This window comes from Mycolicibacterium pallens, from assembly GCF_019456675.1.
Lineage (GTDB): Bacteria > Actinomycetota > Actinomycetes > Mycobacteriales > Mycobacteriaceae > Mycobacterium > Mycobacterium crocinum.
Genome location: NZ_CP080333.1, coordinates 1,390,163 through 1,415,898 on the forward strand (window position 1 = coordinate 1,390,163; position 25,736 = coordinate 1,415,898).

A 25,736-nucleotide genomic window follows, 5' to 3' on the forward strand; every position below is an offset into this window, starting at 1 on the left:
TCGTCTATTACTGGACAGAGCCGCGCATAGAACATATGTTCGATACACTGGATCGGGTGAGTTGGTTCAACGGGCCGCCGAGCTGGGGCGAGATGGAGCGGGTGCTCAACGGCAAGCCCCGCCGTCCCGGTCTGTCGCTTGGTGAACCGCACGCCGACGGCGGGGACAGTCCGGCGTGGTCGCGCCGCCGTGAGCCCTACGAGCCGATCGGCGACCGTCCGCAGCGGTCGGCCGTGCCCTACGCCGAACTGCATGCGCATTCGGCCTACAGCTTCCTCGATGGGGCCAGCACCCCGGAGGAACTGGTCGAGGAGGCGGCCCGGCTGGACTTGCGGGCCATCGCGCTGACCGACCACGACGGCCTCTATGGCGTGGTGCGCTTCGCCGAGGCTGCTAAGGAACTCGACATGCGCACCGTCTTCGGTGCCGAACTGTCGCTGAGCAATACCGCCCGCACCGAGGTGCCCGACCCGCCCGGTCCGCATCTGCTGGTGCTGGCTCGTGGACCCGAGGGCTACCGTCGGCTGTCTCGCCAGCTGTCCGCCGCGCATCTGGCCGGCGGCGAGAAGGGCAAACCGCGCTACGACTACGATTCGCTCACCGAGGCGGCGGGCGGGCATTGGCACATCCTCACCGGATGTCGCAAAGGTCATGTCCGGCAGGCGCTTTCACACGGTGGCCCGGACGCGGCGGCCGCAGCGCTGGCCGACCTGGTGGACCGCTTCGGGCGCGACCGGGTCAGCATCGAGCTCAGCAGCCACGGTGATCCGTTCGACGACGAACGCAACGCAGCCCTTGCCGCGCTGGCTCCCCGGTTCGGGGTGGGAGTCGTCGCCACCACCGGAGCCCACTTCGCCGAGCCGAGTCGCGGCCGGCTGGCGATGGCCATGGGGGCGATCCGGGCACGCCAGTCGCTCGACGAGGCGGCCGGCTGGCTGGCCCCGCTGGGTGGCTCACACCTGAGGTCCGGTGAGGAGATGGCGCGCCTGTTCGCACAACACCCCGAAGCCGTCAGTGCCGCAGCCGATCTCGGCGAGCAGTGCGCTTTCGGGCTGGCTTTGATCGCTCCGCAACTGCCGCCGTACCCGGATGTGCCGTCCGGCGAAACCGAGGACAGCTGGCTGCGTGAGCTGGTGATGATCGGTGCTGCCCGGCGCTACGGACCGCGCGCCGGCGCCCCGGAGGCCTACGCGCAGATCGAACGCGAACTCGACATCATCGCCACCTTGAAGTTCCCGGGCTATTTCCTCGTCGTCCACGACATCACCCGGTTCTGCCGGGAGAACGACATCCTCTGTCAGGGAAGGGGATCGGCGGCCAACTCCGCGGTGTGTTATGCGCTCGGGGTTACCGCCGTCGACCCGATCGCCAACGAATTGCTCTTCGAACGGTTCCTGTCGCCTGCCCGTGACGGGCCACCCGACATCGACATCGACATCGAATCGGACCTGCGGGAGAAGGCAATCCAGTACGTCTACGACCGCTACGGTCGTGACTATGCCGCGCAGGTCGCCAACGTCATCACCTATCGGGGTAAGAGCGCGGTGCGCGATATGGCTCGTGCGCTTGGCTTCTCGCAAGGACAGCAGGACGCCTGGAGCAAACAGATCAGTCACTGGCACTCCGGGGCTGACTCGCCCGATATCGAGGGCATTCCCGAGTCGGTGGTCGACCTGGCGGTCCAGATCAAGAACCAGCCGCGGCACATGGGCATCCACTCCGGCGGCATGGTGATCTGCGACCGCCCGATCGCCGACGTGTGCCCGGTGGAATGGGCACGCATGGAGAACCGCAGCGTTCTGCAGTGGGACAAAGACGACTGCGCCGCAATCGGATTGGTGAAGTTCGACATGCTCGGCCTCGGCATGCTCTCGGCGCTGCACTACTGCATCGATCTGGTGGCCGAGCACAAGGGCATCCAGGTTGACCTGGCTCGCCTGGATCTGGCCGATCCAGCCGTGTACGAGATGCTGCAGAAGGCTGACTCGGTCGGAGTGTTCCAGGTCGAGTCACGCGCCCAGATGGCCACACTTCCGCGGCTGAAGCCGCGGGTGTTCTACGACCTGGTGGTGGAGGTGGCGTTGATCCGCCCCGGGCCCATCCAGGGTGGCTCGGTGCATCCCTACATCAAGCGACGCAACGGCCAGGAGGCGGTCACCTACGACCACCCGTCGATGGAACCGGCACTGCGAAAGACGTTGGGTGTGCCGTTGTTTCAGGAACAGCTGATGCAGCTGGCGGTGGACTGCGCGGGATTCTCGGCCGCCGAGGCCGACCAACTGCGCCGAGCCATGGGCTCCAAGCGCTCCACCGAGAAGATGCGGCGGCTGCGTGACCGGTTCTACGCCGGCATGGCCGAACGTCACGGAATCACCGACGAGATTGCCGACAAGATCTACGACAAGCTGGAAGCGTTCGCCAATTTCGGCTTCCCGGAGAGTCATTCGCTGAGCTTCGCCTCGCTGGTGTACTACTCCTCGTGGTTCAAGCTGTACCACCCGGCGGCGTTCTGTGCCGCGCTGCTGCGCGCCCAGCCGATGGGCTTCTACTCACCGCAGTCGCTGGTCGCCGACGCTCGCAGGCACGGGGTCACCGTGCACGGACCTGATGTCAACGCCAGCCTGGCGCATCCCACCCTGGAAAATGCCGGGATGGAGGTGCGGCTGGGGTTGGGCGCCGTGCGCCACATCGGTGACGAGCTGGCCCAACGCATCGTGGACGAACGCAATGCCGGTGGTCCGTATGCGTCACTGCTGGATCTCACTGGGCGAGTGCAGCTTTCGGTGCCACAGACCGAGGCACTGGCCACCGGCGGGGCGCTCGGCTGCTTCTCGATCACCCGCCGTGAAGGCCTGTGGGCAGCCGGCGCGGCGGCAACCCAGCGTCCCGATCGGCTGCCCGGGGTCGGGTCGTCGTCGCACGTGCCTGCCTTGCCCGGGATGACCGACGTGGAGTTGGCCGCCTCCGACGTGTGGGCCACCGGCATCTCACCGGACAGCTATCCCACCCAGTTCCTGCGCGAAGACCTCGACGCGATGGGAGTGGTTCCTGCCGACCGGCTGTTGGATGTGCCCGATGGCAGCAGGGTGCTGATCGCCGGGGCGGTGACGCACCGGCAGCGGCCGGCCACCGCTCAGGGAGTGACGTTCATGAACATCGAGGACGAGACCGGCATGGTCAATGTGCTGTGCATGCCGGGGGTGTGGAACCGGCATCGCAAACTGGCCCAGACCGCTGCGGCGCTCCTGATTCGCGGGCAGGTTCAAAACGCCACGGGAGCAGTGACAGTGGTGGCCGAGCGGATGGGCCGCATCACGATGAAGGTGGGTTCGCGGTCGCGGGACTTCCGGTGAGCTAGTCCTTTTCGTCGTCTTTGGGGAGCAATCGTTCTGGGTGGTGATACTCGTTGGTGCCGCCGATGAGTGGGACGTCGGAGGGTGGAATCCATTGGGTTTGGCCGCCTGGGAGTTGGCGGGTGGTCCAGCCGTCGTTTTCGACCAAGAGGTTGTCACATTTGCACGCGAGTGTGAGGTCGTCGATGTCGGTGCTGCCGCCGTGTTTCCAGTCTTTGGCGGCGTGGTGGACCTGGCTGTTGTAGCCGTTGACGGTGCATCCCGGTGCCGTGCAGCCACGGTATTTGGCCAGCAGCATGATTCGTTGATCCGCGGAGGCCAATCGCCTGCTGCGGCCCAGCCACAGTGATTGCCCGGTAACGCCGTCGAATACAGCTAGGTAGTGATTGGCCGGGGTGGCCATCCGAAGCAGGTCGGTGATCGGGAGCAGGGTGCCACCTGCGGTGACCGCGTGGCCGGCACCGGCCTGTAACTCTTGCAGAGTGGTCGTGACGATCATGGTCACTGGAAGGCCGTTGTGCTGGCCGAGTTTCGGGTCGCCGAGCCGGCCGCGCACCAAATCCGCCAATGCATCATGTTGGCGTTGAGCATGGCTACGTGGGTCGTCTGGTTCGGGTGCGGCGAATTTCGCCAACCACGCATCCAGCATTGAACGCAGTGCTGGATCGGCCACCAACTTCCCCACGCTCATGCCGTCGGCGCGCTGACCACCACACCACATGAAGCCACGCTTACGGGCCCGGTCCTCCTCGGAGTATTGGCCGTCGGGGTTGAGGTGAACGGCGAGGCGGTCGGCGATCTTCTCCAGCTGGTCGGGCCGCATGGTCTGGGCATGCTCGGCCAGGGTGCGTTCGGCCTTTTCGATCTCGACTGTGCCGACATGATCGGGCAGATCGCGGAAGAACTTCTGAATCACCCGTACATGCTCACCGTCGAGAAGACCGGCATCCCAGGCCTTACCCGTCATCGGCAACAGCGGAGCCAACGGTTCGCCCGTGAGCGACCGCCGCGGAACCAACTGTTCGGCATCACGGACCCGGCGCTTGGCGGTGCTACGGCTGATCCGCAAGACGTCCGCCAACACGATCGGGATCGGCGGGCAACCCTCGTAGCGCTCCAGATGCGTCAGCTGCGTGTGCGAGACCGCGACCTGCCGACGCACCGCAGTCTCGAGACGTTCCAGAGCTGAAAAGCGTTCGGGCGCAGGAAGTTGCTCGATATCGGCGGCACCCAAGAGTTCGACTGCGATGTCGAGCGCATCCAAGGCTGCAGTGATCGAACCCATGTTCGAAAGCTTACGGGCGGTCGCCGACAAAAGTCCGACGCCGAAATCGATCTGTGGATGAAGTCGAATCTGTGGAAAACGTTGCGCCGCTGCGCTTCCAGCCCTACTCCGTCGGCGTCGTCCACACCTTGTCGATGCTGATTCGCAGCCGCAGGTTGTACCCGCCCATCGAGTCGGTCAAGCCGGCTTGATCTGACAGCGCACCGTATTTCGCCCAGAACGCCGCGTCGTCGCGCGGGTCGGCATCCTCGCTGTCGATGGTGGCGGGACCGCCGACGACGACGATGCCGCCGCCATCGCCGCTGGAGTCCAGATTTAGGGTGACCCGCGGATGCGAGCCGATGTGGCGCACCTTGGCCGAGCCGGGCGCGGTGTAGACGACGATGTCGGTGCCGTCGAAGTAAAACCACACCAACTTGGGCACCGGCTGACCGGATTTGGCGACTGTGGTCAACCAGCCGAAGTTGTCGCCGACAAGCCGATCGCGCACCTCTTGATCCAGTTCAGTTGCCATGGGGCCGAATGTAGTCTCACCCCATGACACTCGATCTGACCGTTGATGAACTTCTGACTTCCACCCGATCGGTGCGCAAGCGGCTCGACTTCGACCGGCCGGTGCCGCGTGAGGTCCTGATGGAGTGTCTGGATCTCGCCCTGCAGGCACCCACCGGCTCCAACGCCCAGGGCTGGCAGTTCTTGTTCGTCGAGGACCCCGCCAAGAAGAAGGCGCTGGCCGACATCTACCGCGCCAACGGCACGCCTTATCTGAATCTGCCTGCGCCCGTGCGCGGCGACATGCGCGACGCGCAGATGGATTCGGTGCTGAGTTCGGCCAAGTACCTCAACGAAAACCTCGAGAAGGCACCGGTGTTCCTGATCCCGTGCCTGGAGGGCCGCCCCGACGGCGCCCCCGCCGGAATGCAGGCGTCCTACTGGGGCTCCCTGATCCCCGCCGCATGGAGTTTCATGCTCGCCCTGCGGTCCCGCGGTCTCGGCTCGGCCTACACCACGTTGCACCTGATCGGCGACGGCGAGAAGCAGGCCGCCGAGCTTCTCGGCATCCCCTTCGAGCACTACACCCAGGGCGGCCTGTGGCCGATCGCCTACACCAAGGGCACCGACTTCAAGCCCGCCAAGCGGCTGCCCGCCGAGCAGCTCACCCACTGGGACAGCTGGTGACGCTGCCGGCCTAGCGGCCGCCGCCGAACCCGTGCTGGCGCCACGCCTCATAGGCGACCACCGCCGCGGCGTTCGACAGATTCAGGGACCGCCGGCCCGGCAGCATCGGGATGCGCACCTGTTCGGTGATGTGCGGATCGGCGAGCGTCGCCGCGTCCAGACCCGTCGGCTCCGGGCCGAACAGCATCACGTCGCCCGGCTCGTAGGCGATATCGAACGACGAGCGCGTGGCATGGGCGGTGAACGCGAACACCCGCGCACCCGCGACCGCCGCCCACGCCTGTTCCAGGTTCGCGTGCACTGTCACCGACGCCAGGTCGTGGTAGTCGAGTCCGGCGCGGCGCAGCTTCGGCTCGGAGAGGTCGAACCCCAACGGCTCTACCAGATGCAACTCACATCCGGTGGCCGCGACCATGCGGATGGCATTGCCGGTGTTCGGCGCGATCCGCGGTGAGTAGAACATCAGCCGGAACACGGCCACCCTCCGGGCATGCGGATAATGGCGTCATGGTCGAGACCAGTCTTTGGATGCAGAAAGTCGCGGCCGATCCTGGACATTCGCAGTGGTACATCGAACGCTTTCGCGCGATGGAGCGCGCCGGTGACGACGTGGTCGGCGAAGCCCGCCTCATCGACGCGATGGCTCGGCGAGGCTCCCACATCCTCGACGCCGGCTGCGGGCCGGGCCGGGTAGGCGGATACCTGGCCGGCGTCGGTCACCGGGTGGTCGGGGTCGACGTCGACCCGGCGCTCATCGAGGCCGCCGAACACGACCATCCCGGCCCCCGCTGGCTGGTCGGTGACCTCGCCGAGCTGGACCTGCCTGCGCGCGGGATCCCTGAACCGTTCGACATCATCGTTTCGGCGGGCAACGTGATGACGTTCCTCGCGCCGAGCACCCGGGTGCAGGTGCTGTCCCGACTGCGTGCGCATCTGGCCGCCGACGGACGTGCGGTCATCGGCTTCGGCGCCGGCCGCGATTACGCGTACAGCCAGTTCCTCGACGACGCCGCCGAAGCCGGGTTCGGACAAGATCTTCTGCTGTCCACCTGGGATGTGCGGCCGTTTACCGATGACTCCGACTTTCTCGTCGCGCTGCTCAAGCCAGCGTAGGTAATTCGTGTGAGTCGATGATCTCAGTTGTGCCGCAGCACAATTTGCTCGACACCCCCTAACGCGAATTGACCGGGTGTCACCGGTATCTCTCTGTTCAGTAACGACTCTGGAAGTGCTGGGCAATGGCTGTCATACTCGACGAATTGCCAGGGGTTATGCGCAGCTCCGATGTGAATCAACACGGGCAGCGATGACCAGGAAGTCCGGATGAATCAGACTCAACAGCCGTTAACCGTGCCGCCGAAGCGGCCGTCGCGGTGGTCGCTGGGCAACTGGCCGGTCCGGGGCAAAGTCTTTGCGATCGTGGCCGTTCCGCTGGCGCTCGCGCTCGCCTTCGCGGGCGCCCGCATCTGGGACGGGGTGAATTCGGCGCGGGATCTGCAGGTCGCGGCCGATCGCGTCCAGATGATTCCGGTGATCGAGAGCTACGTCGGCGCCCTGCAGGGAGTGCTGCTGGCCTACTCGGGAGGCGGGGACACCCAGTCCGCGGCAAACACATTCGACAAGAGCAAGGCCACCCTGCAGAACAAGCTCAACTCCACCGACGTCGCGCCCGACGTCCGCACCGGTGTGACCAACCTGCTCACCGGCGGCCAGCAACTGGTGGCCGCGGTGTCGGCGAACACCATCGGGCTGCGCGACCGGATCACCAGCTACGCGCCGATCCTGCTGACCGCGGAAGACGCCATCAACGGTTCGGTGCGCCTCGATGACGAGAAACTGCGGGCGCAGACCCAGGGCCTGAGCCGCGCGGTCGGCGCGCGCGGCCAGATGCTGATGCAGGAACTGCTCGTCGAGCAGGGCGGCGACCTGCCCGAGCCGGAACTGCGCACGTCGATGATCACGCTGGCCGGCACCGAGCCGTCGACGTTGTTCGGCATGAGCCAGGTGCTCGGCGTCGGCTCTGCCGAGGCCAAGACCCTGCAGAGCGAGATGGTCAGGCGGATGGGCATCATGTCCAGCCCCGACGCCGCGCTGGCCGGCAACGCCGACCTGCGTCAGTCGCTGCAGGCCACCGACGCCATCGCCGAGAAGGTCGTCGCGAGCACCACCGACGAGGTCACCACGTCGGTGCAGCAGATGGCCACCGACCGCAAGCACGCCGTCATCCGCGACTCGCTACTGGTGCTGGCCGCGTTCATCGCCGCGCTGGTGGTGGTGCTGCTGGTGGCTCGCTCCCTGGTTCGGCCGCTGCGCATTCTGCGCGACAGCGCGCTGCGGGTCGCGCACACCGATCTCGAGCGGGGCATCGCCCGCGTCCGGGCCGGCGATGAACGCGAACCCGACCCGCTGCCGGTGTACACCACCGAGGAGATCGGGCAGGTCGCTCACGCGGTCGACGAATTGCACACCCAGGCGCTGCTGCTCGCCGGCGACGAGGCGCGGCTGCGGCTGGTGATCAACGAGATGTTCGAGACGATGTCGCGGCGTAACCGCTCGCTGGTCGACCAGCAGCTCGCGCTGATCGACCGGCTGGAGAAGAACGAGAAGGACCCGGAGCGGCTCGACAACCTGTTCCGGCTCGACCACCTGGCCACCCGGATGCGGCGCATCGGCTCCAACCTTCTGGTGCTGGCCGGCGCGCAGGTGTCCCGCGACCACCGCGAGGCTCTGCCGTTGGCCAATGCCGTCAACGCCGCGGTCTCGGAGGTCGAGGACTACAAGCGGGTGGAGATCGGCGACGTGCCCGACTCCGCGCTGATCGGCCGGGTCTCCGCCAACGCGGTGCACATGCTCGCCGAACTGATCGACAACGCGTTGCGCTACTCACCGCCGATCTCGCCGGTGCGGGTCAGCGCGGTGCACACCAGCAATGCCGGGGTGCTGGTCGAGGTGCACGACGACGGCATCGGCATGACCGACAGCGACCTGCGGATCGCCAACATGCGGCTGCACGCCGGCGGCGAGGTCAGCCAGGACAACACCCGGCACATGGGACTGTTCGTGGTCGGCCGGCTGGCGCACATGCACGGCATGGAGGTGCGGCTGCGCAACGCCGTCGAGGGGGAGCCGTCGTCGGGGACCACGGCCGAGCTCTTCATCCCGGCCAAACTGCTCGAACACTCCACCCCGATCGGGGACGACGCAGTGCGCTACGACGCGCCCTCCGAAACTTCGGTTGACGAGGACGAGTACGCCGCACCGTTCGCCGCGGTGGTCGAGCCGGACGCAGTCGAAGCCAGTGGCCTGCCGCGACGCTCGCCGGGTTCCAGCGGGATCACCGGCGCGCCACCGCCACAACGAGAACCAGAACCGGAGCCGGAGCCCGAACCGCAGCCTTCACTGTGGTTCGCCGACGCAGGATCCGCAGCCGAGAACGAGCACGCCTCGGACACCTCACGCTTCTTCACCGCGCGGGCGCGGGCCGAGGAGGCACGTGAGGAGCACCTCGACATCAGCGATATGGACGTGTTGGCCGCCGACCTGTCGGCACCCGACTTCGAGGACACCGATACCGACTTCATCTACCAGAAGATGCTCAACGAGCTGATGGTCGACCCGCACACCATCGCGGTGCCCCAGGACTGGAAGTCGGTGTGGGACAACGGTTGGGAGACCGCCGCCGAGGTGGACAACGTGCCGGTACAGGACCACACCGAACACGGCTTGCCGGTCCGCGATCCCGGCGCCCGGTTGGTGCCCGGCGCCGCCGAGCCCATCTCGGCGCCTGCTCTGCCGCAACGTGATCCCGACGCGGTCCGCTCCTCGTTCAGCAGCCACTTCGGTGGTGTGCGGGCCGCGCGTTCCGACCTTCAGGCCGGTTCCGCAGAGAACGGAAAAGACCACTCATGACCTTGCCGCCACGGCCGCAGAACAATTCACTCGACTGGCTGGTGTCGAACTTCGCCCGTGATGTGCCCGGTGTCTCGCACGCGGTACTGGTGTCGGTCGATGGTCTGTTGATCGCGGCCAGTGAGCAACTGCCGCGTGAACGCGCCGAGCAGCTGGCCGCGGTGACCTCGGGGCTGGCCAGCCTGGCAGCGGGTGCGGCACAGCTTTTCGAGGCCGGCCAAGTCCTGCAATCGGTGGTCGAGATGGCCGGGGGCTTCCTGCTGGTGATGCGGGTCGGTGACGGATCGCATCTGGCCACGCTGGCCGCGCCGAACTGTGACATCGGCCAAATCGGTTATGAGATGGCAGTTCTGGTTGAGCGAGTGGGCAATGTGGTCTCGTCGTCACGGCGGGCTGCGCAACCGTCGTGACCGGTGACGCCGAGGCGAACCTGGTGCGCCCTTACACGCTGACCGCGGGGCGTACCGACACCTCTGTCGAACTTCCCATCGAGGCGCCGATCCAGACGATGCCGTCGGCGAACACCCAGCATTGGCCGTCGGGTGACGTGCGCGGGCGGATCTGCGAACTGTGCGCCGACCGCCCATCGGTGGCCGAAATCTCGGCGCTGCTCGATCTTCCGCTCGGCGTCGCGCGCGTCCTCGTCGGTGACCTCGTGACGGCGGGTTATCTTCGGGTGGAGACCACTTTGACCGACCGCTCGACGTCGGACGAGCGCCGCAGCCTGATAGGAAGGACCCTTCGTGGCCTACGAGCCCTCTGAGGGGCGAACATCTGCTTCGACGAAGATCGTCGTCGCGGGTGGGTTCGGTGCAGGCAAGACCACATTCGTGGGGGCGGTGTCGGAGATCATGCCGTTGCGCACCGAAGCGATGGTGACCGACGCCTCCACTGCCGTGGACACGTTGGACGCCACACCGGGCAAGTCGACGACGACGGTCGCGATGGACTTCGGGCGTATCACCCTCGACCAGGATCTGGTGCTCTACCTGTTCGGCACGCCAGGGCAGCGCAGGTTCTGGTTCATGTGGGACGACCTGGTGCGCGGCGCGATCGGGGCGATCATCCTGGTCGACGTGCGCCGGCTGCAGGACAGCTTCGCCGCCGTCGACTTCTTCGAGCACCGCAAGATGCCGTTCCTGATCGCGGTCAACGAATTCGACGGTGCACCAAAGTATCCCACCGACGAGGTGCGCCGGGCGCTGACGCTCCCGGAAACCACACCGGTACTCACCGTCGATGCGAGGGACCGCAAGTCGGCCACCGATGCACTGATCGCGATCAGCGAGTACGCGCTGGCAAGCCTGGCACCCAACTAGAGCTGCCTGTGGACCACTGGACCGATCGCGAATTCGTCGGCCACGACTTTCGCGACGAGGACCTCTCCGGCCTGCACACCGAGCAGGTGGTGTTCACCGAATGCGACTTCGGCGGCGCAAACCTGTCCGAGTCGGTGCACCAGGGGTCAGCCTTTCGTAACTGCCGGTTCCTGCGAGCCACGCTGTGGCATAGCACGTTCCGCAACTGCAGCATGCTCGGCTCGACGTTTGAGAACTGCCGGCTGCGCCCGATCGTGTTCGACGAAGTCGATTTCACGCTTGCCGTCCTGGGCGGGGCCGACCTGCGCGAAGTGGACCTGTCCGGGTCTCGGCTGCGCGAAGCCGGCTTGGTGCAGGCCGATCTGCGCAAGGCCGTGTTGCGCGGAGCGGATCTGACCGGCGCGCGCACCAACGGGCTACGCCTCGAGCAGGCCGACCTGCGGGGCGCGCGGATCGATCCCACGCTGTGGACCACCGCCGCGTTGCGGGGCGCGCGGATCGACGTCGCACAGGCACTGGCGTACTCGGCTGCGCACGGTCTCGACGTCAGCGGGGAGTGACGCGTGGATCGACTACGTCCAGACCAGCAGCTGCATTCAGTGAGAAGTCTCGCAGGGATCTACTCACGATTTGTCTGCGTGAGTTCTCACTCAGTGTGGTCGGGCTGGTCTCAGCAGCCCTACGCGCCCTTGAGCCGGATCTTCCACCGCACCAGCGACAGATACCCGAGGCACAGCACTCCCAGCATGCCCATGTTGAACCACCACGCCGACGCGGTGTGCTCCCAATGCCGGTCCTTCGGCGTCAGCGGGCCGGGCACCAGCTTGATCAGGTCGATGGTCGAGGCCGACGCCGCAAAGCCCCAGCGAGCCGGCGTGATCCAGGACAGCTGATCGAGCACCAGCCGGCCGGTCACCGGAATCATGCCGCCGGAGAACACCAACTGGCTCATGACCGCGACCACCAGCAGCGGCATGATCTGCTCGTTGGACTTGGCCAACGCCGAGAGCGCCAGGCCCACCATCGCCGCGGTGACCGTCGTCGCGGCCATCACCACGAACAGCTCCATCGTCGGGCTCAGGAACGTCAGCGATCCCTGCGTCGGACCGCCCTTGCCCGCCACCGTGATCGCGGTGACGATCGTGGACTGCACGATCGCGAACACCGCATAGATACACACTTTCGCGAGCAGGTAGGCCGTGGTCGACAACCCGACCGCCTGTTCTCGGCGGAAGATCGCGCGTTCACCGATCAGGTCGCGCACCGTGAGCGCGGTGCCCATGAATATCGCCCCGACGTTGAGCAGCACCAGGATCTGGCCCGGCTCGTTGGGCGCGTCACCCATCGGATTGGGCACCCCGAAGCCGACGGTGCCGGGCACCGACAGCGAGAGCACACCCATGATGAACGGCAGCATCGCCAGGAACGCGAAGTAACCCCGGTCGGAGACGATCAGCCGCAGCTGGCGGCGGGCGATCGTCGAGAACTGGCGCAGCAGGCTCGTGTGCGTCGGCTCGCCCATCGCCGACGGTGTCTCCACCGGTGGCGGCGGCGGAGTCGGCCCGGTCTGCTGCAGATAACGCTGATACGCGGCGTCGGGATCCCCGGCAACCGTGCTGAAGATGTCGGCCCAGTTGGTGGTGCCCATCGCCGGGCCGATTTGGCTGGGCGGCCCGCAGAACGCGGTCTTGCCGCCGGGGGCAAGCAGCAGCACCTGATCGCACACGTCGAGATAGGTCAGCGAGTGCGTGACCACCAGCACGACGCGGCCGGCGTCGGCCAGCTGGCGCAGCATCGTCATGACCTGACGGTCCAGCGCCGGGTCCAGACCCGATGTCGGCTCGTCGAGGATCAGCAGCGACGGGCCGGTCAGCAGTTCGAGGGCCACCGAGGCGCGCTTGCGCTGACCGCCGGACAGCTTGTCCACCCGAGTGTTCTGATGCTGCGTCATCTCCAGCTCGGAGAGCACCTGGGCCACCACTTGCTGGCGGTCCTCCTTGTTGGTGTCCGGCGGCAGCCGCAGTTCGGCGGCGTACATCAGCGCCTGGTTGACGGTCAGCTGCCCGTGCACCACGTCGTCCTGGGGCACCATCCCGATCCGGGAGCGCAGCGAGGCGTACTCGGCGTGGATGTTGTGACCCTCGAAAGTGACTGTGCCACTTGTCGGATGGGTGTAGCCGGCGACCAGTCGCGCGAACGTCGACTTGCCCGCACCGGACGGACCGATCACCGCGGTCAGCGTGCCGGGGCGCGCGGTCAGCGAGATGTTGTCCAGCAGCGTCTTGTTGTTCTCAATCGTCCACGTCACGGCGCGCACGTCCAGGCCGCCGGTCGCGGTGGCCGCCTCGGTCTCGGTGCGCCGGGCCAGTGTGCCGCCCGCGAAGACGAGGTCGATGTTGCCGATCGTGACGGTGTCGCCCTCGTTCAGCATCGCGGTGTCGACCCGGCTGCCGTTGACGAACGTGCCGTTGATGCTGCGGTTGTCGACGATCTCCGTGCCGCCCGGCGTCGGGATCAGCGTGGCGTGGTGGCGCGAGGCCAGCACATCGGGGATGACGATGTCGTTGTCGGTCGCGCGGCCGATCTTGATCCCGCCCGGCGGCACATCGCTCGGTGCGCCGGGGCGCAGGATCTTCAGCATGGACGTCGCAAGATTCGACGACGACTGTGCGGGCTTGCCGACCGCCGGGCGCATCTGCGTCGGCGCCGCGGGCGTGGATCCCATCGGTCCCGTCGCGGCGGGCGGGTGGTAGGTCGGCTGCGCCCGCGAGCCGCTGGTCGGATATGCCGGCGGCTGGTGGGCGGGTTGAGCCTGCGACAACGGGGGCGGCCAGTGTTGGGCCGTCGACGAACCACGGCTCGGGTTCGCCGGCCAGGACGGTGACGACGGCGGCGCGGACATCCGCACCCCGGACGTCTGTGGCGGTCGGCCCACCGACCCCTGATGGCGACCGAGGCCGAAACTCATCGGCGGTCCGTCGGGGTTGCCGACGTTGACGGTCAGGCCGTCGCTGATGTCGACCGACGGCACTCGCCGGCCGTGCACGAACATGCCGTTCAGCGAGCCGTTGTCGATGGCCATCCATCGGCCGTGGTCGAAACGGAGCACCAGATGGGCGCGAGAAATCAAGGGGTGGGCGATTCGCACGTCGGCACGGAGGTCGCGGCCAACCACGACGTCATGCCCTGCGGCGAAAGTACGCTCCGACCCGTCGTACCGAACTGTCAGATCGGGCGCGGCTGGTCGAGTCATCGAGACCAACTCTATCGGTAACGGCCCCGTCGGCCCGTCAGGCAGGACCGCCGGTCACCACACACAGGGTGCGCGAGTAGATGGTCGGCATGCATTTGTTGCAGTGCGTGCACAGCGACTTCACCGAGTGCGCGTCGCCGTCGGCCTGGATGCGATTGAGCAGGTCGGGTTCGGCCAGCAGCGCGCGGCCCATCGCCACGAACTCGAAGCCTTCGGCCATCGCGCGGTCCATGCTCTCGCGGTTGGTGATACCGCCGAGCAGGATCAGCGGCATTTTCAGTTCCTTGCGGAACTGCTCGGCGTCGCGCAGCAGATAGGTCTCCCGGTAGGGGTATTCGCGCATGAACTTCTTGCCGGTCATGCGCATGCCCCAGTTCAGCGGCCATTTCTGCGCCGCGGCGAATTCCTTCACCGGGGCGTCGCCGCGGAACAGGTACATCGGGTTGAGCAGCGAGCTGCCTGCGGTGAGTTCGATGGCGTCCAGGCCGCCGTCGGACTCGAGCCATTTCGCGGTCTGCAGGGATTCCTCGATCTGGATTGAACCGCGGACCCCGTCGGCCATGTTGAGCTTGGCGGTCACTGCGATCGGGGCCGGTCCGAGTCGTTCGACCTCGCGGCGGACGGCCATCACGATGCCGCGGGCGACCTTGGCCCGGTTCTCCAGCGACCCGCCGAACTCGTCGTTGCGCCGGTTGATCATCGGCGAGAGGAAGGAGCTGGCCAGGTAGTTGTGGCCGAGGTGGATCTCGACGGCGTCGAAGCCGGAGTCGATGGCGAACCGGGCGGCCGCCGCGTGGGCGGCGATGACGTTGTTGATGTCATCGCGGGTGGCGTGCTTGGCGAACTTCATCGACAGTGGGTTGAAGAAGCGGACCGGGGCCAGCGCGGTCGCCTTGTTCGAGCGGGCGTTCGCCACCGGGCCGGCGTGGCCGATCTGCGCGCTGATCTTCGCGCCTTCGGCGTGCACGGCGTCGGCGAGGCGCCGCAGGCCGGGAACCGCTTCCGGTCGCATCCAGATCTGGCCGCCGTTGGTGCGGCCGCCCTGACTGACCGCGGTGTAGGCGACGGTCGTCATGCCGATGCCGCCTGCTGCGATGGCTCGGTGGAAAGCGATCAGGTCATCGGAGACCACGTCGTCGGGGGTGCGGGCTTCGAAGGTGGCCGATTTGATGGTGCGGTTGCGCAGCGTGATGGGGCCGAGTGTGGCCGGGCTGAACACATCTGGCGCACTGTTCATATCCGCAGCTGACCACGCTCTGAACAGTGCTGTCAACGACCGAGTTCGGTCAATGGAACAATACGGTCCGTGGTCGCTATCAGCTTGGACGGCAAGCTCACCCGTGACGAGATTTTTGTCGATCTGAAGGATCGTGTGGCGGCGCTGACCGCCGCCGGACGCACTCCGGGGCTGGGCACCGTCCTGGTCGGCGATGACCCTGGTTCGCACGCCTACGTCAAGGGCAAGCACTCCGACTGCGCGAAGGTCGGGATCACCTCGATCCGCCGGGACCTGCCCGCCGACGTCAGCCAGGCACAGCTCGACGACACCCTCGACGAACTCAACGCCAATCCCGAGTGCACCGGCTACATCGTGCAGCTGCCGCTGCCGCGGCATCTCGACGAGAACGCCGCGTTGGAGCGGGTGGACCCGGATAAGGACGCCGACGGCTTGCATCCCACCAACCTGGGCCGGTTGGTGCTGGGTAAGGCCGCCCCGCTGCCGTGCACGCCGCGCGGCATCGTCCACCTGCTGCGCCGCTTCGACGTGCCGATCGCCGGCGCGCACGTGGTGGTCATCGGCCGCGGTGTGACGGTCGGTCGGCCGCTTGGCCTGTTGCTCACCCGTCGCAGTGAGAATGCCACAGTCACCTTGTGCCACACCGGAACTCGCGACCTGCCGGAACTGACCCGCCAGGCCGACATCATCGTCGCCGCCGTCGGGGTGCCGCACATGCTAAAAGCCGACATGGTGAAGCCCGGTGCGGCGGTCGTCGATGTGGGCGTGAGCCGGGTGGAGGGCAAGCTCACCGGTGACGTTCATCCCGACGTCTGGAACGTCGCGGGCCATGTGTCGCCGAATCCGGGCGGGGTCGGTCCGCTGACCCGGGCCTTCCTGCTGACCAACGTCGTCGAACTGGCCGAAGCCGCACAGTGACGGCTCGCGCGAGGCGCCGACTGCCCACCCGTGCGGAGGCGGTCGCCTTCACCGGGTGCGTGGTGCGTTCGCAGTGGCCGATCCTGGCCGTCGGGGTGATCTTCGTGGTCGCCTTCGTGCTCGTCGCCGCCGGTTTCTGGCGGCGTGGCTCGCTGTTGATCGGCATCGCGGTGGGGGTGGCCGCCGCGCTGCGGTTGGTGCTCACCGAGGATCGCGCAGGCCTGTTGGTGGTGCGGTCGCGGGGCGTCGACTTCGCGACGATGACGACGGTCTGCGTGATCATGGTGTACGTCGCCTCGACGATCGACCCGCTGGGTACCAGCTAGATCCCGCGCCGAAACTGCAGAAGTTGTACGCATCGCCCGAGAAGGGGTGCAAACAACTGCAGTGTCGACGCACCCTATCTTTGCCCGACGGGCAATCTTGCACGGTGTGCAACTTTAGGCGTACGGTGTGGCCATGGATGGATTGCGCGAGCGCAAGAAGGCCGACACGCGCCGGGCACTCAGTGATGCCGCGCTGCACCTGGCCTTCGAGCGCGGGATGGACAACGTCACTCGCGAGGCCATCGCCGAACGCGCCGGGGTCTCCCTGCGCACCTTCAACAACTACTTCGCAGGCAAGTACGAGGCCATCGCGTACCGTCAAATCGAGCGAATGCGTCGCAGCCTGAACTCCTTTCGTGAGTGGCCGGCCGAGGACCCGTTGTGGACGGCGATCACCGGGTCGGTGCTCGAACCACTGGTCGCCGAGATGGGCGAGGACTTCGCACCGACGCGCAAGCAGCTGGATCAGCTCGTCGAACTGAGCATGGCCATCGAAGTGCGTAATGCATTGGCGAACAACCTGATGGGTGAGTGGATCGAGGCGATCGCCGAACGCACCGGCACCGACCCCGTGCGCGACATGTATCCCCGCCTGGTCGCCGCCAGCATTCGTGCGGTCGCGGAAGCCGCCATGGACACCTACATCACGTCCGACCCACCGGTTCCGATCGTCGGCCTGATGCGCCGCGGCTTCGCCGACGTTGTCGCCGGACTGCCCGAACCGAAAAGGAAGTCGTCATGAACGACGTCGTCATCTCTGGTGCCGGACCCAACGGTCTGATGCTGGCCTGCGAACTGGCCCTGGCCGGCGTCACTCCAGTCGTTCTCGATGCGCTGCCCGGGCCCAGCGATGAGCCGAAGGCCAACGGCCTTGTCGGGCAAGTCGTTCGGATGCTCGACATGCGCGGGCTCTATACCAGGTTCGCCGGGGTTGACGACCCGCCGCAGCCGGCCGCGGGGTGGATCTTCTCTGGCATGGCGTTGGATTTCGCCGGCATGGAAGCCAACCCGATGTACGCGATGGCGATTTCGCAGCCGAAGCTGGTTCGCTTCCTCCTTGAACGTGCGCGAGAGCTCGGCATCGAAGTCCGCTGGGGTCACGAACTCACCGGGCTGGACGCATCCGACGACGGTGTCCGACTGACGATCGCCACCGAATCCGGTGTCTACACCGAGACCACGTCGTACCTGGTAGGTGCTGACGGCGGCCGCAGCCTGGTGCGCAAGAGCGTCGGAATCGACTTCCCCGGCACGACGTCGCCGACGGTCGCCCGGCTGGCACACGTGGTGGTGCCCGACGAATACCGGCGAGCCGACGGTGGTCTGGACGTCCCGGGCTTTGGACGAGTGGCCTTTGGCCACAACAGGTTCGATCGCGGCATGGTGATCTATGCACCGTTCGAGGCGGACCGCTCTCTGGTGGGCACCATGGAATATGGCACGTCGACAGATGTCGAGGAGCCCATGTCGCTCGATGAACTCCGCGACAGCCTGACACGCGTGCTCGGTACTGAACTGCGGGTGGACGAGCCCCAGGGGCCTGGCCCGCACGCTCTGCGGCGCATCAACGGACAGAACACCCGTCAGGCCGAGCGCTATCGATCCGGCCGGGTGATCCTGGTCGGGGACGCCGCTCACGTGCACAGCGCGATGGGTGGACCCGGGCTGAACCTGGGTATGCAGGACGTCTTCAATGTCGGTTGGAAGCTTGCCGCTGTCGTCAAGGGGACCGCACCCGATGCTCTGCTCGACACCTATCACGCCGAGCGCTATCCGGTCGGGGAGCGGGTGATGATGCACTCGATGTCGCAGATCGCGTTGATGGCGCCTGGCCCCGAAATTGCCCAGCTCAGAAAGCTTTTCACTGAGCTTCTCGCCGTTCCACAGGTCACCGCCCAGATGGCGGCGCTGCTGGCCGGCTCCGATGTCCGTTACGACGTCGGTGACGACCACCCGCTGTCCGGCTACCTGGTACCGGACCTGACGCTCGACGACGGGCGCCGGGTGGCGAGTCTGCTGCACGATGCCCGGCCGGTGCTGCTCGACCTGTGCGGCGGTGCGGTCGCGTCCACCGCACACCCCTGGGCGCAACGCCTGGACATCGCGGAAGGGCAGTTGAGCGGTGGCCCGGCCGCCATCCTGATCCGGCCCGACGGCTATGTTGCCTGGGCCGCAGACGAATTCGAGCAGCGAGACTGGCACAACCTGCATACGGCTCTGCGCCGGTGGTTCAACCAGCCAGCGTAGCCCTGATACCCACCGTGATGTACGGCAGCGCCAGGCCGGTCGAGTTCGCCAGTGCGGGATGCGTGTTCAGTAAGTTGCGCACCTCGTCGAGGGTCTGGGTGCGCACGTCCGCCGGCGAGGTGATGCAGTAGCTGCGGGAGGCCACCAGGTCGATCAGCGCCTGGGGCGTCAGATAACTAGTCCACTCCACACGATGGTGCTCGATATCGACAAACGGCTCGGGAAGCGTTGTGCTGTCGTTGAATTGGGCGTTCTCATGACCGATGATGCGCCCGAGATCCTTGACCCAGCCCAGTCGTTCGTCCCGGGCATTCCACACCAGGCCGAGTCGTCCGCCCGGACGGAGCACCCGGGCCACCTCGGCGACCGCCCGCTCCGGATCGAACCAATGCCAGGCCTGCGCCACCAGAACCGCGTCAACGCTGTTGTCCGGCAACGGGATCTGCTCGGCGGTCCCCAGTAGCGCGGGGGTGTCGGGCAGCGCCGAGCTGAGCAACTCCAGCATTTCGGCCAGCGGGTCCACGGCCACCACATCCAGGCCGCGCTCGACCAGGCGGGTCGTCAGCTTGCCGGTGCCGGCACCCAGGTCCAGCACGTCGCGTGCACCGGGCGGTAACAGCCAGTCGATGGCCTCCGGCGGATACGACGGGCGTCCGCGCTCATAGGCGGCGGCCTCGGACCCGAAGGACAGTGATCGTTCCCGCCCCAACTCGGTCACGGGGTGCGGGAACCTTCGGCCAAATCGAGTGTCTGACGGATCAGCGCGCCCACGGCTTCGGTCTCGACGAGGAAGCCGTCGTGGCCGTAGATCGAGTCGACCACGTTGAGCCCCGAGCAGTTCGGCAGCAGCCCGGCCAGCTCCTGCTGCAGCCGCAGCGGGTAGAGCCGGTCAGAGGTGATCCCGCCGACCACGGTCGGTACCGGGCACGACCCCAGGGCAGCGGCCACCCCACCGCGTCCGCGCCCGACGTCGTGATTCGAGAGCGTCTCGGTCAGCGTCACGTAGCTGCCCGCGTCGAACCGGTTGACCAGCTTGGCGCCCTGGTATTCCAGGTAGCTCTGCACGGCGTAGCGGCCGCCGGCCAGGGTGTCCTCGTCGTCTTGGGCGGCATTGCCGAATCGGCTGTCCAGTTCGACCTCACCGCGGTAGGTGAGGTGAGCGAACCGGCGGGCCAGCTGCAAACCGGTGTCGGGATTGCGGCCGGTGCCGTGATAGTCGCCGCCCTGCCAGTTCGGATCGGCCTTGATGGCCGCGATCTGGGTGCTCTGGGTTCCGATCTGGTCGGCGGTAGCCCGCGCGCCGACGGCCAGCACCAGCGCGGCCCGCACCCGGTCGGGGTAACCGACCATCCACTCCAGCGCACGCGCGCCGCCCATCGACCCGCCGACGAGCGCGGCGACGTCGGTGATGCCGAGCGCGGCCAGCGCCGCGACATCGGCGTTGACCTGATCGCGCACCGTGATGATCGGAAACCGCGAACCCCAGGGCTTACCGTCGCGGGCCAGCGAGCTCGGTCCGGTCGAGCCCCGGCAGCCACCCAGCACATTCGTGGCCACCGCGCACCAGCGGTCGGTGTCGATCGGAGCGCCGGGGCCGGCGACGCCGTCCCACCAACCCGGGGTGGGGTGGCCCGGGCCGGCCGGTCCGGTCAGATGCGAGTCGCCGGTCAGCGCGTGCAGCGCGACGACGACGTTGTCACGATTGGGGGAGAGCTCACCCCAGCGCTGCACCGCAATCGACACGTCCTCGAGCACCTCGCCGCATTCGAGCTCCAGCGGGCCGATGTCGACGACGCCGATCTCGCCTTCGGCGGGCAGGGCGATCAAACGTTCATCCGAGATAGTCATGTCAGGCTCACTCAAAAGGCCGCCACAGCACGGGGATCCGCTTGCCCATCCGAGATGGACTTGGCGGCCGCGAAGCCGCGCTCCAGATCGGCCAGGATGTCGTCGATGCCCTCGAGGCCGACGGCCAGCCGCACCAGGCCCGGGGTGACACCGGTGGCCAGCTGCTCCTCGGCGGACAGCTGCTGGTGGGTGGTCGACGCCGGGTGGATCACCAGCGACCGCACGTCGCCGATATTCGCGACGTGGCTGTGCAATGTGAGTGCGTTGACGAATGCCTTACCGGCCTCGACGCCGCCGGCCAGCTCGAAGGCCAACACCGCGCCGGTTCCCTTGGGCGCCAACTTCTTTCCACGTTCGTACCACGGCGAGGTCGGCAGCCCCGCGTAGTTGACCGACACCACATCGTCATGGCCGGCCAGGTATTCGGCGACCTTCAGCGCATTGGACACATGGCGTTCGATCCGCAGGCTCAGCGTCTCCAGGCCCTGGGCGATCAGGAAGGCGTTGAACGGAGACGCCGCCGAGCCCAGGTCACGCAGCAGCTGGACCCGCGCCTTGAGCGCGTAGGCGGGCGCGCCGAGGTCGGCGAACACCACACCGTGGTAGCTGGGGTCCGGGGTGGTGAAGCCGGGGAACTTGCCGCTGGTCCAGTCGAACGTGCCGCCGTCGACGATCACGCCGGCGATCGCGGTGCCGTGGCCGCCCAGGTACTTGGTCGCCGAGTGCACCACGATGTCGGCGCCGTGGGCGATCGGCTGGATCAGGTACGGCGTCGCGATGGTGTTGTCGACGATCAGCGGTACGCCGTTGTCGTGCGCCACCTTCGAGACCGCCGGGATGTCCAGGATGTCGATCTGCGGGTTGGAGATCGTCTCGCCGAAGAACGCCTTGGTGTTCGGCCGGACCGCCGCCTGCCACGACTCCGGGTCGTCGGGGTTCTCGACGAACGTCGTCTCGATGCCCAGCTTGGGCAGCGTGTAGTGCAGGAGGTTGTAGGTGCCGCCGTACAGCCGGGGAGAAGACACGATGTGATCGCCGGCCTCGGCGATGTTCAGGATCGCGAAGGTCTCCGCGGCCTGACCGGAGGCCAGGAACAAGGCGGCCACGCCACCTTCGAGGGCCGCGATCCGCTGCTCGACGGTGTCCTGCGTCGGGTTCATGATCCGGGTGTAGATGTTGCCCGGCTCGGCCAGCCCGAACAGTGCGGCGGCGTGGTCGGTGTTGTCGAACGTGTACGACGTCGTCGCATAGATCGGCAGCGCCCTGGCGTGTGTCGCGACGTCCGGAGTCTGCCCGGCGTGGATCTGCTTGGTCTCAAAAGACCAGGTAGCGGTCGGGTCTTCGGTATCTGGCGTGCTCACGGGAAACGAACCTCCATCTGTGTCTGGGGGCCCGTCACGTGCGGACCCGCGCTTGCCGGTAGCCGCTATCGACTACTCAACCTGGTCTTCACCCGGAGCACCCCACCGCGGTTGGAGGGTTGCCGGCCAGCAAGCCGGGGCTTGATGCTGGCACTCATGACCGAGACAAAGCGTAGCGCACCTCCGTAACACGAGGCCAGCGGGATATCGGTTGCAGCACGGGTATGCACTGTGACGTAGACCTCTGCGCGGATCCGTCAACCGCGATCACGTAGCGTCGGAAGCGACGGGATACTGATAGCCGCCACCGCACCTGAACGCCCAGGAGACAACAGCACATGAGCGCCGAGAAGCCCACCATCATCTACACGCTTACCGATGAGGCGCCGCTGTTGGCGACGTACGCATTCCTGCCGGTGCTCCGCACGTTCGTCGAGGCGGCCGGCATCGACGTCAAGACCAGTGACATCTCGGTGGCCGCGCGCATCCTCGCCGAGTTCAGCGACCGGCTGACCGACGAGCAGAAGGTGCCGGACAACCTCGCCGAGCTCGGCGAGCTGACCCAGGACCCGAGCGCCAACATCATCAAGCTGCCCAACATCAGCGCTTCGGTACCGCAGCTGGTCGCCGCGATCAAGGAACTCAAGGCCAAGGGCTACGACCTGCCGGACTTCCCGGGTGACCCGAAGACCGACGAGGAAAAAGAGATCCGCCAGCGCTACGGCAAGATTCTCGGCAGCGCGGTGAATCCGGTTCTGCGCGAAGGAAACTCAGACCGGCGCGCCCCCAAGGCGGTCAAGGAGTACGCCAAGAAGCACCCGCACAGCATGGGGCAGTGGTCGCAGGCGTCGCGCACCCACGTGGCGACGATGAAGGGCGGCGACTTCTACCACGGTGAGAAGTCGATGACCCTGGACAGGGACCGGACCGTCAAGATGGTGCTGACCCCGAAGAACGGCGAGCCGATCGTGCTCAAGCCCGAGGTCAAGCTCGACAACGGCGACGTCATCGACAGCATGTTCATGAGCAAGAAGGCGCTGATCGACTTCTACGAGAAGGAGATCGACGACGCCTACAAGACCGGCGTGATGTTCTCCCTGCACGTCAAGGCGACGATGATGAAGGTCAGCCACCCGATCGTGTTCGGCCACGCGGTCAAGGTCTTCTACAAGGACGCGTTCGCCAAGCACGGCAAGCTGTTCGACGAACTCGGTGTCAACGTCAACAACGGACTGTCCGACCTGTACGACAAGATCGAGTCGCTGCCGGCGTCGCAGCGGGAAGAAATCATCGAAGACCTGCACAAATGCCATGAGCACCGGCCGGAGCTGGCGATGGTGGACTCGGCCAAGGGCATCTCGAACTTCCATTCGCCGTCCGACGTGATCGTGGACGCCTCGATGCCGGCGATGATCCGGCTCGGCGGCAAGATGTACGGCGCCGACGGCCGCACCAAGGACACCAAGGCCGTCAACCCGGAGTCGACGTTCTCCCGCATGTACCAGGAGATGATCAACTTCTGTAAGACCCACGGGCAGTTCGACCCGACCACGATGGGCACCGTTCCCAACGTCGGTCTGATGGCGCAGAAGGCCGAGGAGTACGGCAGCCACGACAAGACCTTCGAGATCCCGGTCGACGGCGTCGCCGACATCGTCGACGTCGACACCGGTGAGGTGCTGCTGTCGTGGGACGTCGAAGAGGGCGACATCTGGCGCATGCCGATCGTCAAGGACGCGCCCATCCGGGACTGGGTCAAGCTGGCCGTCAACCGGGCCCGACTGTCCGGCATGACGACGGTGTTCTGGCTCGACGACGAGCGCCCGCACGAGAACGAGCTGCGCAAGAAGGTGAAGGCCTACCTCGCCGAAGAGGACACCGAGGGCCTCGACATCACGATCCTGCCGCAGGTGTGGGCCATGCGGTACACCCTCGAGCGCGTCATCCGCGGCCAGGACACCATCGCCGCGACCGGCAACATCCTGCGTGACTACCTCACCGACCTGTTCCCGATCCTGGAGCTGGGCACCAGCGCCAAGATGCTCTCGATCGTGCCGCTGATGGCCGGTGGCGGGCTGTACGAGACCGGGGCCGGCGGCTCGGCGCCCAAGCACGTCAGCCAGCTGGTGGAGGAGAACCACCTGCGCTGGGATTCGCTCGGTGAGTTCCTCGCGATCGGCGCGAGCCTTGAGGATCTGGGCAACAAGACCGACAACCCCAAGGCCAAGGTGCTGGCCGACACGCTGGACACGGCCGTCGGAGAGTTGTTGAACGAGAACAAGAGTCCGTCACGCAAGGCCGGCGAGCTGGACAACCGCGGTAGCCAGTTCTATCTCGCGCTGTACTGGGCGAAGGCGCTCGCCGAGCAGACCGAGGACAAAGAACTCGCCGAGCATTTCGCGCCGCTGGCCAAGACCCTCGCCGAGAACGAGGAGACCATCGTCTCCGAGCTCAACGAGGTGCAGGGCAACCCGGTCGACATCGGTGGTTACTACTACCCGGACCGGGAGAAGACCACGTCGGTGATGCGGCCGAGCAAGACGTTCAACGAGGCGCTCAGCTGACATTCATGCTTTGAGTGAGCGCTCTCGCAGAGGTCTACTCGACCGTTTCCTGCGTGGGCTCTCACTCAATTCCGGATAGCCGTCAGCCGGCAGGATTCACCTGCCGGACCGGCGGGACGTGGGCGTCGACCCACTCGCTGATGAGGTTTGTGATGCGCTCCGGCGCCTCGAACATCGGGATGTGCCCGACGCCATCGAGATGCGTCACCTTGGTGAGTTCCGGGATGTGCTTGTGGAAGTGGTTGGTGAACCGCGGATGCGGCAGCACCCGGTCACGTTCGCAGACCACCAGGTGCGTGGGCACCGACAGCTCGGTGAGCTCCATCAGCCCCGGCATCAGCAGAGCCTTGATGAGCAGCTGGTAGTAGGCCGGGCAGTGGGTGACGTCGTCGAGGATTTCCAGCAGCTGCACCTCGGTCACCCCTTTCGGGGTGGCGCTGATCGGCACGGTCGCGGCGGCCTTGACGCCGGGCAGTCGCATCGCCCGCTCGCCCAGGAGCCGGGCGGTCAGCCAGACCGGGAGGCCCGCCACGAACTTGCCGACGATCTCGTACTTCACCGGTGACCAGCGGTGCCAGCCACCGGCAGGGGCGATTCCGGTCAGGGTCCGGGCCCGTCCGCGTCGCTCGAGTTCGAAGGCCACCCACCCGCCGAGCGAGTTGCCGACGATGTGCGCGGTGTCCCAGCCGAGGCCGTCGAGCTGGCGCTCCACATGGTCAGCGAGGGTCTTCGAGTCCAGGATCCACGACCGGTTGCGCGGGCCACCGTTGTGGCCTGCCATCGACGGCGCAAACACCTCGAAGCGGCCGGTGTCGGCCAGCGCGGGTGCGACGTCAGACCAGACGTAGGAGGACATCATGAACGGGTGCAGGAGAAGGATCGGTTCGCCAGCACCGAGATGAATGGATTCGCGGGTCGCCACACCCCGACCGTAAAG

22 protein-coding genes and 1 riboswitch are annotated in these 25,736 nt (G+C 66.6%); of the genes, 13 read left to right on the forward strand and 9 right to left on the reverse strand.

Annotated features, from left to right (window positions below; all coding sequences use genetic code 11):
* The first annotated feature begins 56 nt into the window (after positions 1–56).
* The gene (locus tag K0O64_RS06800; RefSeq protein WP_071950046.1) at positions 57–3,353 is read left to right on the forward strand and encodes an error-prone DNA polymerase; all 3,297 of its coding nucleotides are present in this window, start codon (positions 57–59) and stop codon (positions 3,351–3,353) included.
* Between the two features lies 1 nt (position 3,354).
* Here the strand turns inward: K0O64_RS06800 and K0O64_RS06805 are convergent, their stop codons facing one another.
* The gene (locus tag K0O64_RS06805) at positions 3,355–4,638 is read right to left on the reverse strand and encodes an HNH endonuclease signature motif containing protein (protein WP_071947196.1); all 1,284 of its coding nucleotides are present in this window, start codon (positions 4,636–4,638) and stop codon (positions 3,355–3,357) included.
* Positions 4,639–4,741: 103 nt separating this feature from the next.
* Positions 4,742–5,152 (reverse strand): TIGR03667 family PPOX class F420-dependent oxidoreductase, encoded by a 411-nt coding sequence (locus K0O64_RS06810; protein ID WP_071947195.1) that lies wholly within the window; start codon positions 5,150–5,152, stop codon positions 4,742–4,744.
* A 23-nt stretch (positions 5,153–5,175) separates the two neighbouring features.
* Between K0O64_RS06810 and K0O64_RS06815 the strand changes: the two genes are divergently transcribed.
* Positions 5,176–5,817 carry a nitroreductase family protein gene (locus K0O64_RS06815; protein WP_071947194.1) on the forward strand — a complete coding sequence of 214 codons (642 nt, stop codon included), beginning with the start codon at positions 5,176–5,178 and terminating at the stop codon, positions 5,815–5,817.
* A gap of 10 nt (positions 5,818–5,827) precedes the next feature.
* Here K0O64_RS06815 and K0O64_RS06820 read toward each other — a convergent pair whose 3' ends face one another.
* Positions 5,828–6,292, reverse strand: coding sequence for a tRNA (cytidine(34)-2'-O)-methyltransferase (locus K0O64_RS06820; protein ID WP_071950045.1), 465 nt, complete (start codon positions 6,290–6,292; stop codon positions 5,828–5,830).
* A gap of 32 nt (positions 6,293–6,324) precedes the next feature.
* Between K0O64_RS06820 and K0O64_RS06825 the strand changes: the two genes are divergently transcribed.
* From K0O64_RS06825 to K0O64_RS06850, 6 genes are all read left to right on the forward strand, one after another.
* Positions 6,325–6,930 (forward strand): class I SAM-dependent methyltransferase, encoded by a 606-nt coding sequence (locus tag K0O64_RS06825; protein ID WP_071947193.1) that lies wholly within the window; start codon positions 6,325–6,327, stop codon positions 6,928–6,930.
* 210 nt (positions 6,931–7,140) lie between these two features.
* Positions 7,141–9,726: a sensor histidine kinase gene (locus K0O64_RS06830; RefSeq protein ID WP_071947192.1), complete on the forward strand. Its 2,586-nt coding sequence runs from the start codon at positions 7,141–7,143 to the stop codon at positions 9,724–9,726.
* Positions 9,723–10,136 carry a roadblock/LC7 domain-containing protein gene (locus tag K0O64_RS06835; protein ID WP_071947191.1) on the forward strand — a complete coding sequence of 138 codons (414 nt, stop codon included), beginning with the start codon at positions 9,723–9,725 and terminating at the stop codon, positions 10,134–10,136. Before K0O64_RS06830 ends, K0O64_RS06835 begins: the two co-directional genes overlap by 4 nt.
* Positions 10,133–10,489 (forward strand): DUF742 domain-containing protein, encoded by a 357-nt coding sequence (locus tag K0O64_RS06840; RefSeq protein ID WP_071947190.1) that lies wholly within the window; start codon positions 10,133–10,135, stop codon positions 10,487–10,489. The genes K0O64_RS06835 and K0O64_RS06840 overlap by 4 nt, the downstream gene beginning before the upstream one ends.
* Positions 10,470–11,045, forward strand: coding sequence for a GTP-binding protein (locus tag K0O64_RS06845; protein WP_071947189.1), 576 nt, complete (start codon positions 10,470–10,472; stop codon positions 11,043–11,045). The genes K0O64_RS06840 and K0O64_RS06845 overlap by 20 nt, the downstream gene beginning before the upstream one ends.
* An 8-nt stretch (positions 11,046–11,053) precedes the next feature.
* Positions 11,054–11,605: a pentapeptide repeat-containing protein gene (locus K0O64_RS06850; protein ID WP_071947188.1), complete on the forward strand. Its 552-nt coding sequence runs from the start codon at positions 11,054–11,056 to the stop codon at positions 11,603–11,605.
* A 119-nt stretch (positions 11,606–11,724) separates the two neighbouring features.
* Here the strand turns inward: K0O64_RS06850 and K0O64_RS06855 are convergent, their stop codons facing one another.
* Both K0O64_RS06855 and K0O64_RS06860 read right to left on the reverse strand, forming a co-directional pair.
* Positions 11,725–14,298, reverse strand: coding sequence for an ATP-binding cassette domain-containing protein (locus tag K0O64_RS06855; RefSeq protein WP_071947187.1), 2,574 nt, complete (start codon positions 14,296–14,298; stop codon positions 11,725–11,727).
* Positions 14,299–14,335: 37 nt separating this feature from the next.
* Entirely contained in the window at positions 14,336–15,535 is a 1,200-nt protein-coding gene (locus K0O64_RS06860) for an NADH:flavin oxidoreductase (RefSeq protein ID WP_071947186.1), read from the reverse strand.
* 69 nt (positions 15,536–15,604) lie between these two features.
* Here K0O64_RS06860 and K0O64_RS06865 point away from each other — a divergent pair, with 69 nt between their 5' ends.
* From K0O64_RS06865 to K0O64_RS06880, 4 genes are all read left to right on the forward strand, one after another.
* Positions 15,605–16,453, forward strand: coding sequence for a bifunctional methylenetetrahydrofolate dehydrogenase/methenyltetrahydrofolate cyclohydrolase (locus K0O64_RS06865; protein WP_071947185.1), 849 nt, complete (start codon positions 15,605–15,607; stop codon positions 16,451–16,453).
* 20 nt (positions 16,454–16,473) lie between these two features.
* Positions 16,474–16,779, forward strand: coding sequence for a DUF3017 domain-containing protein (locus tag K0O64_RS06870; RefSeq protein WP_425574752.1), 306 nt, complete (start codon positions 16,474–16,476; stop codon positions 16,777–16,779).
* 133 nt (positions 16,780–16,912) lie between these two features.
* Positions 16,913–17,521: a TetR/AcrR family transcriptional regulator gene (locus K0O64_RS06875; RefSeq protein ID WP_071950043.1), complete on the forward strand. Its 609-nt coding sequence runs from the start codon at positions 16,913–16,915 to the stop codon at positions 17,519–17,521.
* On the forward strand, positions 17,518–19,026 hold the full coding sequence (locus K0O64_RS06880; protein WP_096310491.1) for an FAD-dependent oxidoreductase: 1,509 nt from the start codon (positions 17,518–17,520) through the stop codon (positions 19,024–19,026). The genes K0O64_RS06875 and K0O64_RS06880 overlap by 4 nt, the downstream gene beginning before the upstream one ends.
* Here the strand turns inward: K0O64_RS06880 and K0O64_RS06885 are convergent.
* Genes K0O64_RS06885 through K0O64_RS06895 form a run of 3 tightly spaced genes read right to left on the reverse strand, consistent with a single transcriptional unit; the run spans position 19,010 to position 22,235 of the window.
* A complete protein-coding gene (locus K0O64_RS06885) occupies positions 19,010–19,735 on the reverse strand; it encodes a class I SAM-dependent methyltransferase (RefSeq protein ID WP_425574753.1) in 726 nt (241 codons plus the stop codon). The two genes, K0O64_RS06880 and K0O64_RS06885, sit on opposite strands and share 17 nt — an antisense overlap.
* Before the next feature lie 5 nt (positions 19,736–19,740).
* Positions 19,741–20,874: a homoserine O-acetyltransferase MetX gene (gene metX, locus K0O64_RS06890; protein WP_096310493.1), complete on the reverse strand. Its 1,134-nt coding sequence runs from the start codon at positions 20,872–20,874 to the stop codon at positions 19,741–19,743.
* 11 nt (positions 20,875–20,885) lie between these two features.
* Entirely contained in the window at positions 20,886–22,235 is a 1,350-nt protein-coding gene (locus K0O64_RS06895; protein ID WP_071947181.1) for a bifunctional o-acetylhomoserine/o-acetylserine sulfhydrylase, read from the reverse strand.
* A 43-nt stretch (positions 22,236–22,278) separates the two neighbouring features.
* A riboswitch (SAM riboswitch) is annotated at positions 22,279–22,397 on the reverse strand.
* 176 nt (positions 22,398–22,573) lie between these two features.
* Between K0O64_RS06895 and K0O64_RS06900 the strand changes: the two genes are divergently transcribed.
* Positions 22,574–24,799, forward strand: a complete 2,226-nt coding sequence (locus K0O64_RS06900; RefSeq protein ID WP_071947180.1) for an NADP-dependent isocitrate dehydrogenase — start codon at positions 22,574–22,576, stop codon at positions 24,797–24,799.
* Positions 24,800–24,881: 82 nt separating this feature from the next.
* Here K0O64_RS06900 and K0O64_RS06905 read toward each other — a convergent pair whose 3' ends face one another.
* A complete protein-coding gene (locus tag K0O64_RS06905; RefSeq protein ID WP_096310495.1) occupies positions 24,882–25,721 on the reverse strand; it encodes an epoxide hydrolase EphH in 840 nt (279 codons plus the stop codon).
* Positions 25,722–25,736 lie beyond the last annotated feature (15 nt).

Bases quoted from the DNA above. Each gene is read 5' to 3' on its own strand.
- K0O64_RS06805 (WP_071947196.1), bottom strand. From the start codon at position 4,638: ATGGGTTCGATCACTGCAGCCTTGGATGCGCTCGACATCGCAGTCGAA.
- K0O64_RS06810 (WP_071947195.1), bottom strand. From the start codon at position 5,152: ATGGCAACTGAACTGGATCAAGAGGTGCGCGATCGGCTTGTCGGCGAC.
- K0O64_RS06815 (WP_071947194.1), top strand. From the start codon at position 5,176: ATGACACTCGATCTGACCGTTGATGAACTTCTGACTTCCACCCGATCG.
- K0O64_RS06825 (WP_071947193.1), top strand. From the start codon at position 6,325: ATGGTCGAGACCAGTCTTTGGATGCAGAAAGTCGCGGCCGATCCTGGA.
- K0O64_RS06830 (WP_071947192.1), top strand. From the start codon at position 7,141: ATGAATCAGACTCAACAGCCGTTAACCGTGCCGCCGAAGCGGCCGTCG.
- K0O64_RS06835 (WP_071947191.1), top strand. From the start codon at position 9,723: ATGACCTTGCCGCCACGGCCGCAGAACAATTCACTCGACTGGCTGGTG.
- K0O64_RS06855 (WP_071947187.1), bottom strand. From the start codon at position 14,298: ATGACTCGACCAGCCGCGCCCGATCTGACAGTTCGGTACGACGGGTCG.
- K0O64_RS06860 (WP_071947186.1), bottom strand. From the start codon at position 15,535: ATGAACAGTGCGCCAGATGTGTTCAGCCCGGCCACACTCGGCCCCATC.
- K0O64_RS06875 (WP_071950043.1), top strand. From the start codon at position 16,913: ATGGATGGATTGCGCGAGCGCAAGAAGGCCGACACGCGCCGGGCACTC.
- K0O64_RS06880 (WP_096310491.1), top strand. From the start codon at position 17,518: ATGAACGACGTCGTCATCTCTGGTGCCGGACCCAACGGTCTGATGCTG.
- metX (WP_096310493.1), bottom strand. From the start codon at position 20,874: ATGACTATCTCGGATGAACGTTTGATCGCCCTGCCCGCCGAAGGCGAG.
- K0O64_RS06900 (WP_071947180.1), top strand. From the start codon at position 22,574: ATGAGCGCCGAGAAGCCCACCATCATCTACACGCTTACCGATGAGGCG.